This window comes from Lysobacter soyae (assembly GCF_019551435.1).
GTDB classification, from domain to species: domain Bacteria; phylum Pseudomonadota; class Gammaproteobacteria; order Xanthomonadales; family Xanthomonadaceae; genus Solilutibacter; species Solilutibacter soyae.
In genome coordinates this window covers 1970574-1982581 of record NZ_CP080544.1, presented here as the reverse complement: position 1 = coordinate 1982581, position 12008 = coordinate 1970574, and the positions used below count along the sequence as shown (strand labels likewise).

Here is a 12008-nt window from a genome sequence, read left to right as displayed (position 1 = left end):
CAAGGTATCAATCATTCCGGAAGGAAACATGACATTCAACGCATTGGACGCAACCGCTTTGGCGCAGCTTTTCACCGAAGCGCGTACCCACAACAAGCTCGACGGCGAGATCACTGACGCGCAGCTGCAAGAGATCTACGAACTCACAAAATTCGGACCGACAGCGGCGAACGGCTCTCCGGCCCGATTCGTTTTCGTGAAATCGGCGGAGGCGAAAAAGCTGCTCGAACCGGCATTGGACGAAGGCAATCGTGAAAAGACCATGGCATCGCCGGTGACGGTCATTGCCGCATATGACATGGACTTTCATGAAAAGCTGCCGCAGTTGTTCCCCCATACCAATGCCAAGGCGTGGTTTGAAGGCGAGCGCGACAACCGGTTCATCCCGGCATTTCGCAACGGCACGCTGCAGGCCGGCTACTTCATAATGGCGGCGCGCGCGATGGGCTTGGATTGCGGCCCGATGTCAGGCTTCAACAATGCGATGGTGGACGAAGCCTTCTTCAAAGGCACGCACATCCGCTCGAACTTCCTGATCAATTTGGGTAAGGGCGATCCGTCAGCGATCTTCGCCCGTTCACCGCGGTTGCGTTTTGACGAGGCGTGCAAAATCGCATGAGTACGCGCGTGCTGCGACCCGGCGGAGAGCGTGGACGGGTGTCCGCCGGTTGGCTGGATAGCCGGCACACTTTTTCATTCGGGCATTACTACGACCCGGCATGGATGGGGTTCGGTCCCTTGCGCGTGATCAATGAAGATCGGGTCCAGCCCGGCAAGGGTTTTCAAACCCATGGCCACGCCAACATGGAAATCCTGAGCTTCGTGCTCGAAGGTCAATTGGCCCATGCCGACACCCTCGGCACCCGAATCGATTTGTCAGCGGGTGATGTGCAATGCATGAGTGCCGGCGCCGGCATCGAGCACAGTGAATTCAACGGGTCGGACACCGAATCGGTGCATTTTTTGCAGGTGTGGATCCAGCCCGATCGTGTGAATGCCACGCCGAGACACGCCCAGGCGCGCTTTGTGCCCGAGGTCACGGGTCAATGGTTGCTGGTGGCGTCGCCCGAGGGCCGTGACGGCAGTCTGCCGATCCGCCAAGACGCCAATGTTCTACGCGCCGCCGTAGACGCCGGTGCGTCGCTGGCCTACACGGCCGCTGCCAATCGCAAACTTTGGGTACAAGTCACTCGTGGCAGTCTCACCGTGGACGGTACGCCCTTGCAGGCAGGCGACGGCCTTGGTATCGACGGTGCGGACGACATTCTTGCGTTCATCTCGGATACGCATGCCGAACTGATCCTGTTCGACATGCCGTCCTGATAAAATAGCGTTTTCGAGCACAGTCTGATCCCCATGTCCGAATCGAACGCCACATCGAATCCGCAAGCGCCGCGAGTGCATGAAGTCAGACGCGCCGATTTGCCGCTCAGCTGCCCGATGCCGGAAATGGCTTTGTGGAACGCACACCCGCGCGTCTACCTGCCGATCGAGGCCGATGGCGGCGAAGTCAGCTGTCCCTACTGCGGCGCGCAATACAAGTTGATTGACTGACACGCGCGCTTGAACGCACGCCAGCAGCCACTCCGTGTTTTGCAGTTGCTGCCCGCGCTTGATGCCGGGGGCGTGGAAAAATCAACGCTGGAAATTGCCGCCGCGCTGATCGCCGCTGGGCATGAAGCCACGGTCGTTTCCGCCGGTGGGCGGATGGTCACAGGGCTAGAGGCGCTTGGCGCCCGTCACATCACCTTGGACATTGGCAGGAAGTCGCTTGCCGTACTGCGGCATGTGCGCACTTTGCGTCAATTGTTTGCCGACTACGACATCGTTCACGCGCGCTCACGCATTCCGGCCTGGTTGGCATGGCTGGCGCTGCGCGGTATGAAGACGCCGCCCCATTTCGTCACCACCGTCCACGGACTCAACTCGCCCTCCCGATACAGCCGGATCATGACCGCCGGCGAGCGGGTCATTTGTGTATCGAATGCGGTGAAGGCTTACGTGTTGCAGCACTATCCGCAGACAGACGCGCGCAAGTTGGTCGTGATTCCAAGAGGCATCAGTGTGGCGGCCTTCCCGCGCCGAGCCGCGACAGACCGCAATGCGCGCGCGCGATTCTCCGGATGCTGGCCACGCTTGGCACAGGCCGGACCGCTCATCTTGATGCCGGGTCGCGGCACCCGATTGAAGGGCCACGAAGATGCGATCCGATTGGTTCAACACCTGAAAGCCGACAACTTACACGCCGTGTTGTGGATGCCTGGCGCAGAAGATCCGAAAAGGGCAGGCTACATCGCAGAGCTGGAAACACTGGCTGCAACACTCGGCGTGGCAGAGCAAGTGATCATCACGCCACCGGTAGCTGATGTCGCGGATGCCTATGCCGCCAGTGATCTGGTCTTGCAACTGTCTCGCAAGCCCGAGAGTTTCGGCCGAACCGTGGTCGAAGCGTTGAGCGTGGGTGTGCCGGTGCTCGGCTGGGATCATGGTGGTGTCGGCGAAATCTTTCAGTCGATCTTCCCCGAAGGTGCCGTGCCTTGCTTCGCGACAGACGTGCTCACGCACAAGGCCTTGTCATTCTTGAAGGCGCCGCCGCAACCCCCTGCATCGATTCCTTACAATCTCGGATCCATGCAGAGTGCTACGCTCGAAGTGTATGACGACCTCCAACACACAAACTGATCTGCAATCAACCGGATGGCGCTGGGCGCCATGGTGGGTCCTGGCCTACGTGGCGTTGCTGCCTGCGCCGGGTGTGGCGGAAGCCGTGCTCACGCTGGGCGCATTGTTCACGATCTTCCGCCTGTCACTGGTGCGATTCCGCGGCGGATCCCAGCTGCTCAGTGCGCCCGCTTGGGCGTTGACCACCACATTGTTCTTTGCCTATTGGACGCCGCAATTGATCGCGTCGGTGGATGCCAGTGATCATGTTCATGCGCTCAAGCGCACCTTTGCCGGCCTGCGTTACCTCCCATTCCTATGGCTAGCTGCCATTGCAGTGGCCGACAAGCGATTGCGGACAACGACATTCACCGGGATCGGGATCCTCGTCATCGTGTGGAGTGTGGACGCGTTGATTCAAGCCTTGCTGGGTGAAAGTCCGGGTTATCGCGCGTTGAACGCCTTGAAGGTGTTGATCGAACACAAGCCGATGTGTACCGATGCCGAAATCGCGGCCGCCGATCGCATCGGTGGCGTACTCGGACCCTGCAATCTGAAGCTCGGCATTGTCTTGGCCAGTCTGTCGCCTTTTGCCTTGCACCTTGCACACCAACGCGCGCGCGTGCCCGGATGGTTCTTGACGGCCGCGCTATTGGGCATCGCCATCTTGTTGGCCGGTTCTCGCGCCTCATGGATCACATTCGGTTTGGTCCTGTTGTTGTCTGGCTGGCGCATTTTGGGCTGGAAGGGATTGACCGCCACCTTCGCGCTCGGCGTGTTGGCACTGTTCGTCTTGAGCCAAACCGTGCCGCAAGTGGCACAACGCATCGAGCGCACGCGGTCTGCGGTCACGCTGAGCGAAGAAGGTGTGGACCACGCATTGGCAGGACGCGCTCGCATTTGGGGCGCGGCCGAATGCATGATCGAATCGCATCCTGTGAACGGCGTCGGTCCGCGCGACTTCCGCAAAGCATTTCCGGCATGCGATCCCGAGCCCGGTGTGAAACCCGCATGGGGTCAAGGGCCGGCACTGCACGCCCATCAATGGGTCTTGGAAGTGTTGAGCGAAACCGGCGTGATCGGTTTGTTGCTATGGCTGTCGGGCATCGCACTGGCATGGCGGGCATGGCGCTTCGCGCAGGCCGATGCGCGTGAGCACGCGTGCCCTGCGATGTGGGCCGTCGTAGTGACGTTCTTTCCGTTGAATACCCACTTGGCGTTCTATTCGGCGTTTTGGGGCGGCATCGCCTTGTTGCTGGTCGCCCTCTACGCCGGCAGTTTGCTGGCCAAGGATGAACTCGCCGAATGAGCGCTTCGCAGCCGATGTTGAGTGGCGTCGTCACGACCTTCAACAACGCGGAAACGCTGGATCGCTGCTTGGCGAGCATGGCGTTTTGCGATGAATTGGTGGTGCTGGATTCGGGTTCGACCGATGGCAGTCAAGCCATTGCCGAGGCGCACCATGCAAAGCTGTTTATTGAAGTTTTCAAAGGCTACGGGCCGCAGAAGCAATCCGCTATCGACAAATGCGTCGGTGAGTGGATTTTGCTATTGGATGCGGATGAGTTTTTGGCGCCGGGCGCTGCCGAGGTCATTCGGGATCGTCTGGCGGCACCGGATGCCGAGGGCTATCGTCTGTCTCGCGACGAATGGCTGTTTTGGCGGTGGCCCGCACCGGGGACACGTGGCAACCGGCAACTCAGGTTGTTCAACAAATCGGCCGGTGCGATGAATGCCGTTCCGGTGCATGCTGCACCCGAGGTCAACGGGCAAGTTCGTGATCTGGACGCGCGATTCATGCATTTCGGCGAGCCGGAGTTGGCAGTGCGCGTGGAAAAAATCAATCGCTATTCATCCGGATTGGTCGCGCATTCGGCACGCAAACAAAAACGTTTCATGGCCGCGCGTCTGATCTTCTATCCGTGGATCGCGTTCCTGAAAATGTATATCGGAAAGCGCTACTTCTTAAACGGTTGGGCGGGATTTTTTGCCGCACGCACCCACGCTTTCTATGCGTTCTTGAAGTACGCCAAGGTCCATGAAGCCCGGCAAAAATCCGCGCGCGATCAGGCGCTGTAACGCGACACACCATCCGGTTGCCGTTTGAATCGGCGATGGATCCATAAATATTGTGTTGGCGCCTCGCGCACCATGGCTTCGATCGCGGCATTGACCCGGGCGGTGTCTTCGACAACATCCTCGCTCGGGAAGTTCGCCAGCGGCGGTGCAATCCGCAATACATAGCGGTCGCCTTCACGGCGATGAAAAAACGGCACTACCGCACACCCGCTGATTTTCGCGAACTGGTGCGTGGCGGTAATGGTGGCGGCAGGCACACCGAAAAACGGCACAAACACCGTCTCTTTGCCGCGCATGTCCTGGTCGGGGGCATACCAAAGGAATCCGCCCTTTTTCAGATGGCGTAGTGCCGCGCGCGTTTCATGGTTGCCGAACATATGCGAGGCATAGCGAAGCCGTCCTTCCATCACGGCGCGCTCCATCAACGGATTGCGATAGGGGCGATACATGCCGGCCAAAGCAACGTGATCACACAACAGTCGTCCGCACATTTCCAAGGTCATGAAATGGCCAGAAATCAGCAACACGCCTTTGCCTTGCGCTTGCAAAGCCTTGAGGTGCTCCAAGCCTTCAATCGTCACGGTGCGTTTGAAGCGTTCCGCATCGCCCCACCAGGCGCGGGCAAATTCGAACAGACCGATACCGAGATCGCGAAAACTTTCACGCACCAGTGCGTCGCGCTCACTCGCTGCAAGATTCGGGAAACACAACGCAATGTTGATCTCGGCCGCACGGCGGCGGGCGGGCATCAGGTGAAAGGCCAAGGTGCCCACTAAGGCGCCGAGCGCCTTTTGGAGCGGCCAAGACATCCGGCCGCAGCCTCTGAGCATCGCAAGGCCGAACCAAGCGGGTAACAAATGCAATGGCAGTTGGGTGTCCGGCAGATCGGTCATGCTTGAAAGTCTAATTTGCATTTCGCACGCCGTGGTGACGAGCCGGTTGTTATCCTTGTGCGATGAGCCGGGATCCCATCGAACGTGTCCTTCGGGCCGCGTATTCCGTGGTCTTGGTGGTGCTGTTGCCGATCACGCTCTATCACTTGGTGTGGCGCGGTTTTCGTCAGCCGGCTTACTTCCAACGCTGGGGTGAACGCTATGCGCGTTACCCGACAACCGTGTCGCCTGCGCCGATATGGGTTCATGCGGTTTCTGTGGGTGAAGTCAATGCCATTGCGCCGTTGGTGCAAAAGCTGCTGGATCGCACGGATGCACAACGCATCGTCATCACCACGATCACGCCGACCGGTTCGGCTCGGGTCAAAGCCCTGTGGGGCGATCGTGTCGAACACGTCTACTTGCCCTACGACCTCAAACGTTTCATGCGTCGCTTCCTCGCGCATTTCAATCCGTCCGTGGGATTGATTGTGGAAACCGAGCTCTGGCCGAACATGTTGTTCGCGTGCCGCGATGCCGCCGTGCCGGTTTGCATCTTGAACGCACGCCTGTCTGCACGTTCATTGCGCGGATATCAGGTCTTGGACGCCTTGGTGCGTCGCGCGCTGGCAACGGTGAGTCGTGTCTGCGCGCAATCACGCACGGACGGCGAGCGCTTCTTCCATCTCGGCGCGCGACGCGACGCCGTGGTCGTCACCGGAAACTTGAAATTCGACGTCAATCCGCCGGAGAACGCCGACGCCCTGCGGCAGATCTTTCTCCATCACGCCGGCCAGCGGCCGGTGTGGATTGCGGCGAGCACCCATGCCGATGAAGAAACAATCGTCATCTCCGCGCACCGCAAGTTGCGTCAGCGTTGGCCTGATGCGTTGCTGATTTGGGCGCCCCGCCATCCCGAACGTTTCAAAAGCGTGGCGGAGCAAGCACGTGCACAGGGCTTACGCGTTTCAACGCGCAGCGCGAACGAATGGCCGGAACAAAAGGACGCCGTATTCGTGTTGGACACCTTGGGTGAGCTGGGCCGGTTCTATGCTGCTGCCGATGTGGCCTTTGTCGGCGGTAGCTTGCAGCCCATCGGCGGGCACAACATGCTTGAGCCGGCCATCATCGGCACGCCGATCATCACCGGGCCGCACCTGTTCAATTTCAGCGACATCAGTCAGCGCATGCGCGAGGCGGATGCCATGATCGTTGCAGAAGATGTCGCCGGTTTCGAAGCGGCGTTGATGCGTTTGTTTGCCTCGCCGGAAGAACGCACGCGTATGAAAAACGCCGCGCATGCACTGGTGGTGCAAGGACGCGGCGCTTTGGCCAATACCTTGGAAGCGATTAATTCTTTTTTGCCTTCGAGTTCGTAGCAGCCGGTGCCATCTTGCCGACTTTTTCGGCCGGGACGGTCAACATGCGATTCACGTCGGCCAAATCATCCACATTCAAAGTGCCTGCGGATTGTTCAAGCACCAAACGTGACTGCAGGAAGTTGTACTTGGCCTGCGAGTACGCTTGTTTTGCGTTGAACAGATTCTGTTGGTTGATCAGCACGTCAATGACCGTGCGAGTACCGACTTCCAAACCCACCAACGAGGCATCGTAAGCCGCTTGCGCCGATTCCAACGCCGAGCGGCGTGCTTCGACCGAGCTGATGCCGGCCACCAGGCCTTGGTAGGCGGCACGCGTATTGCGTTCCAAACCGCGACGCGTGGCTTCCATCTGATCTTGCGCACCATCACGCTGGGCGATCGCTTGGCGGACCTGCGACGCCGTGGCGCCGCCGTTGAAAATCGGCACGCTCAATTGCAGACCGACCGACGGGCCGTCGTTCATGCCATCGGTGCTGCGCGATGTGCCCGCCGACTTGCTCGTCGTCCAGCTCTTGCGCACGTCGTAACCGGCACTTGCGTACAAACGCGGCAGGTAGCCCGCGCGTGCGCTGGCAATGCCTTCTTCCGCCGCTTCAACATTGAACTTTTGCGCCGCCAAGGTCGGGTTGTTCTCAAAGGCGCGTTGCACCCACGCTTCGACCGGGCCTTCTGCCGGCAGCGACGGCTTGAAGTTGTCCGGCAATGCCATCAGGTTGCTGACCGGTGCGCCGGTGATTTCACGCAGCGCTTGGTAGGCATCGTCCACGGCGTTGCGCGCCAGAATGGTGTTGGCGCGTGCGTCGTCATATTGCGCGCGAGCTTCGTGCACGTCGGTAATCGGGGCGAGGCCGACTTCCAAGCGTTTAGAGGCGAAGTCGAATTGTTTTTTCAGCGCGGTTTCGCGCGAATCGGCCGCGTTCAAGGTTTCCAATGCGATCAGCACATTGAAATACGCCTGCGACGTCCGCGTGATGAGCGTGTCGCCCGCGGCATTCAACGTCATGTCGCTGGCTTTGCCGCTCGCGCGTGCGCTGCGCAGGCGTGCATTGGCCGCCGGGTCGAAAACCATTTGGCTCAAGCTGATGCCGGAGCTCAGAGAGCGCGAGTTGGTCGTCGAGTTGCCGTTCACGGTGATCGGCAAGCCGGTGTTGGGATCAATGGTCGTGGTCGTGCCGGAATCCGACTTCGAGGACGACGCGCTACCGGTCACCGAGCCGCTGATTTGCGGCAACATGGCGGCGCGCGCCTGCACGGCATTTTCTTTGACGGCGCGATTGTTGGCTTCGGCACCGGCGAAAGTCGGATCCGAGTTGCGGGCGAGGTTGTAGGCCTGAAGCAAGTCATCCGCGTGGGCGAAGCCCGGTGCGAATGCGATTGCGATGGCTAGGGTCAGGCTGCTGCGGCGCATGCAAAGTCCTCGAATCAAAATTTGAAAGTGGGCGCGGGTGCGGCGCCCCTCAGGTAGGGGAGATCTGTTTCGAACATCGAATCCGTTTTGCCGTCCGCGTGGCGCACGACGGCTTCCATCACCGGAGACTGCCCTTGAATGACAAACAGACGACCAGTCGGTGCCAGCCATTCTTGGAAGTGTGCCGGCAGATCGTTGACTGCACCGGATACGCACACGACATCGAAGGTCTTGTCGGTTTTCCAAGACATGGCATCGGCTTCGATCACGTCGACATTGTTTGAACCGTTCGCGGTCAGGTTCTCACGCGCGCGCGAGGCAAGGTCGCCGTCGATTTCGAGGCTGGTGACATGGGCAGACAGGCGCGCCAAGCAGGCTGCCAGGTAGCCCGAACCCGCGCCGATCTCAAGGACGCGCTCATGCGCCTGCGGCAGCAGCGCTTGCAAGGTGCGGCCTTCGATCACCGGCTTCATCATGAATTCGCCGCCGCCCAAGGGCAGTGCCGTGTCGGCATAGGCATGCGCGCGCTGGGCTTCGGGCACAAAGGCTTCGCGCGGTACAGCATTCAAAGTTTCGAGCACGCGCATGTCGACCACTTCCCAGGGGCGAACCTGTTGCTCAACCATGTTTTCGCGAAGCTGGCGGAAATCGATCGTCATGTGGAGTCCGAAATGCGAGGGGACACAATTTTAACGCGTTGGGTCCAATTTCGATGACAAGGGTGGCAGATGGCATTCACCTACCCGAGTGCCGGAAGTCACCAGACCAGAGTCATGGCTGCGCCTACCTGCCCGAAACGGTGGGTCCACCGTCGAATCATGGCAAAATGGCGGCTTGAAGCGGGGGTACCGCGTACGCGGTTGAGACATACCCTTTGAACCTGATCCGGGTGATGCCGGCGGAGGGAAGCTTATAGGTCGGCTCGTGCCACCGCTTCGTCTTGATCCCGCAAAAGGACGAATGCCATGAATGCCGTACCCAATGAATTGATTCGCCAGACCGAGGAACTGTCGGAAACGGTCACCCGACCCATTCCCGGTTCCTGCAAGATCCATGTGCAGGGGTCGCGCGAGGACATTCGTGTCCCGATGCGGGAAATCAGCTTGACGACCACGCCGACCTTGTTCGGCGGCGAAGCCAATGCGCCGGTGACGGTGTATGACACCTCAGGCCCGTACTCAGACCCCGCGGTGCGCATTGATTTGGCGGCCGGCTTGGCGCCGTTGCGCCAAGCGTGGATCGAGGAACGCGGCGACACGGTGCAATTGGCAGGCATCACGTCGCGTTTCGGGCAAGCCCGCGAGCACGATGCGAAGTTGGATCACGTCCGTTTTCCGAATCGCAAGGCGCCGCGTTGCGCCGCGTCGGGTGCCAATGTCAGCCAGATGCACTACGCGCGCCGCGGCATCGTCACGCCGGAAATGGAATTTGTCGCGATTCGCGAGAACCAACGTTTGGAAGCGGTACGCGAAGCACATTTGTTGAACCAGCATCCGGGACATTCGTTCGGTGCCAACATCCAAAAGTTGATCACCCCGGAATTCGTGCGCGACGAAATCGCCCGCGGCCGCGCGATCTTGCCGAATAACATCAACCACCCGGAAAGCGAGCCGATGATCATCGGTCGCAACTTCCTGACCAAGATCAACGCCAATATCGGCAACAGTGCGGTCAGCTCGGGCATTGCCGAAGAAGTTGAAAAGCTGGTGTACGCGATTCGTTGGGGCGCGGACACGGTGATGGACCTTTCCACCGGCAAACATATTCACGAAACCCGTGAATGGATTCTGCGCAATTCACCGGTGCCGATCGGCACTGTGCCGATCTACCAAGCCTTGGAAAAGGTCGATGGTCGTGCCGAAGAATTGAATTGGGAGATTTTCCGCGACACCTTGATTGAGCAAGCCGAGCAAGGGGTGGACTACTTCACCATCCACGCGGGTGTGTTGCTGCGGCACGTACCGCTGACGGCAAAACGCGTGACCGGCATCGTGTCACGCGGCGGTTCGATCATGGCCAAGTGGTGCCTTGCGCACCACAAGGAAAATTTCCTCTACACCCACTTCGAAGACATTTGCGACATCATGAAGGCCTATGACGTCGCCTTCTCTCTCGGAGACGGTTTGCGTCCGGGTTGCTTGGCCGACGCCAATGACGCCGCGCAATTCGGCGAACTCGAAGCCTTGGGCGAACTGACCAAGATTGCCTGGAAACATGATGTCCAAACGATGATCGAAGGGCCCGGCCACGTGCCGATGCAGTTGATCAAAGAAAACATGGACAAGCAGCTTGCCGAATGTGGCGAAGCGCCGTTCTATACGCTTGGCCCGCTGACCACGGATATCGCGCCCGGCTACGATCACATCACCTCCGCCATCGGCGCCGCCATGATCGGTTGGTACGGCACCGCGATGCTTTGCTACGTAACCCCGAAAGAGCACTTGGGATTGCCGAACCGCGAAGACGTCCGTGAAGGCATCATGGCGTACAAAATCGCTGCGCATGCGGCCGATCTCGCCAAAGGCCACCCGGGTGCGCAAGTGCGCGACAACGCGCTTTCCAAGGCGCGCTTCGAGTTCCGCTGGCAGGATCAGTTCCATCTGGGGCTCGATCCCGAGCGCGCCATGGAATATCACGATGAGACGATGCCGAAAGAGGCGCACAAGTCGGCGCATTTCTGCAGCATGTGCGGCCCGCATTTTTGTTCGATGCGCATTACCCAGGACGTGCGCGATTACGCGGCCGAGCAGGGCATCAGCGAAGAAGAGGCCTTGAAGGCGGGGATGGCGGCGAAATCGGAAGAGTTCCGCGAAGCGGGCGCGCAGGTTTACCATCAAGAGTGAGTTCGCCGGACATCACGCGATGCAGCACTTGAAACGACAAGCCACGGGGTTGCGCGACTTCATCGGATGGATTCGCCATGAGCCGAGCCGTTTGTTATTGGCGGCGCAATTTCTGGCGGTGTTGCTTTATCCGCTGGCGGGCGGCAATCGGGTCGGCCACGTCATCACCAGCATCATCAGTGTCGGGGTGCTGGGCATTGCCTTGCTGATGGTGCGGCAATCACCGCGCAGTGCCATCTTGGCGGCGGGGCTCTCACTTGCCGGGGTGCTTCTGTGGATTTATCACTCGAGCACCGCCAACGCGACCGCCGGGATCGCTGCCGGCTTGTTTTATGCCGCCGCGTATTTTTATGCGGCGAGCGCGTTGATCGGCTACCTGATGGAGGACGAGCACGCCACCCTGGATGAAATCTGGGCGGCCGCCGCGACATTCATGCTGTTTGTGGAGGGCTATGCGTGGCTGTTCATGTCCATGCAGTTGTTCGACCGTCATGCCTTCATCGGTCCGCCGGACATGCACGGCGTGAAAGGGGCGGAGCTCAGCTGGGTCGCACTCCTTTATCTGTCGGGCACGAATTTTTCAGCCACCGGCATCGGCGACATCCTTCCGCAGTCGCCCATGGCCCGAATGGTGGTCATCATCCAGCAGTGGAACGGGGTGATGTACCTCGCCGTGGTGCTGGCACGTTTGGCCGGCTTGATCCGGCGCAAGGACCTCGGCGGCGGCAAAGGCTAAAATCGAACGCGAAACCCACGATTTGCC

The 12008-nt window shown here is 59.8% G+C and carries 12 protein-coding genes and 1 riboswitch; of the genes, 9 read left to right on the top strand and 3 right to left on the bottom strand.

The annotated features are described in order from the left end of the window. The first annotated feature begins 28 nt into the window (after positions 1-28). Genes H8L67_RS09605 through H8L67_RS09580 form a run of 6 tightly spaced genes read left to right on the top strand, consistent with a single transcriptional unit; the run spans position 29 to position 4740 of the window. Positions 29-619: a malonic semialdehyde reductase gene (locus tag H8L67_RS09605; RefSeq protein ID WP_220379631.1), complete on the top strand. Its 591-nt coding sequence runs from the start codon at positions 29-31 to the stop codon at positions 617-619. Continuing rightward, positions 616-1323 (top strand): pirin family protein, encoded by a 708-nt coding sequence (locus H8L67_RS09600; RefSeq protein ID WP_220379629.1) that lies wholly within the window; start codon positions 616-618, stop codon positions 1321-1323. The genes H8L67_RS09605 and H8L67_RS09600 overlap by 4 nt, the downstream gene beginning before the upstream one ends. Before the next feature lie 33 nt (positions 1324-1356). Further along, positions 1357-1554 (top strand): zinc-finger domain-containing protein, encoded by a 198-nt coding sequence (locus H8L67_RS09595; protein WP_220379627.1) that lies wholly within the window; start codon positions 1357-1359, stop codon positions 1552-1554. 9 nt (positions 1555-1563) lie between these two features. After that, positions 1564-2682 (top strand): glycosyltransferase, encoded by a 1119-nt coding sequence (locus H8L67_RS09590; RefSeq protein ID WP_220379625.1) that lies wholly within the window; start codon positions 1564-1566, stop codon positions 2680-2682. Continuing rightward, positions 2657-3970 (top strand): O-antigen ligase family protein, encoded by a 1314-nt coding sequence (locus H8L67_RS09585; RefSeq protein WP_220379624.1) that lies wholly within the window; start codon positions 2657-2659, stop codon positions 3968-3970. The genes H8L67_RS09590 and H8L67_RS09585 overlap by 26 nt, the downstream gene beginning before the upstream one ends. Further along, complete coding sequence (locus H8L67_RS09580) at positions 3967-4740, top strand: glycosyltransferase family 2 protein (RefSeq protein WP_220379622.1); 774 nt, start codon at positions 3967-3969, stop codon at positions 4738-4740. Before H8L67_RS09585 ends, H8L67_RS09580 begins: the two co-directional genes overlap by 4 nt. Here the strand turns inward: H8L67_RS09580 and lpxL are convergent. Next, a complete protein-coding gene (lpxL, locus tag H8L67_RS09575) occupies positions 4728-5633 on the bottom strand; it encodes an LpxL/LpxP family Kdo(2)-lipid IV(A) lauroyl/palmitoleoyl acyltransferase (protein ID WP_220379620.1) in 906 nt (301 codons plus the stop codon). The genes H8L67_RS09580 and lpxL overlap by 13 nt on opposite strands. A gap of 62 nt (positions 5634-5695) precedes the next feature. Between lpxL and waaA the strand changes: the two genes are divergently transcribed. Beyond that, a complete protein-coding gene (gene waaA, locus H8L67_RS09570) occupies positions 5696-6991 on the top strand; it encodes a lipid IV(A) 3-deoxy-D-manno-octulosonic acid transferase (RefSeq protein WP_220379619.1) in 1296 nt (431 codons plus the stop codon). Here waaA and H8L67_RS09565 read toward each other — a convergent pair. After that, positions 6963-8402, bottom strand: coding sequence for a TolC family outer membrane protein (locus H8L67_RS09565; RefSeq protein ID WP_220379617.1), 1440 nt, complete (start codon positions 8400-8402; stop codon positions 6963-6965). The two genes, waaA and H8L67_RS09565, sit on opposite strands and share 29 nt — an antisense overlap. Positions 8403-8416: 14 nt before the next feature. After that, on the bottom strand, positions 8417-9061 hold the full coding sequence (locus H8L67_RS09560; RefSeq protein WP_220379615.1) for a protein-L-isoaspartate O-methyltransferase family protein: 645 nt from the start codon (positions 9059-9061) through the stop codon (positions 8417-8419). A 173-nt stretch (positions 9062-9234) separates the two neighbouring features. After that, positions 9235-9326, top strand: a riboswitch (TPP riboswitch). 41 nt (positions 9327-9367) lie between these two features. Here H8L67_RS09560 and thiC point away from each other — a divergent pair. Continuing rightward, the gene (gene thiC / locus H8L67_RS09555) at positions 9368-11245 is read left to right on the top strand and encodes a phosphomethylpyrimidine synthase ThiC (RefSeq protein ID WP_220379613.1); all 1878 of its coding nucleotides are present in this window, start codon (positions 9368-9370) and stop codon (positions 11243-11245) included. Positions 11246-11264: 19 nt separating this feature from the next. After that, a complete protein-coding gene (locus tag H8L67_RS09550; protein ID WP_220379612.1) occupies positions 11265-11981 on the top strand; it encodes an ion channel in 717 nt (238 codons plus the stop codon). Positions 11982-12008 lie beyond the last annotated feature (27 nt).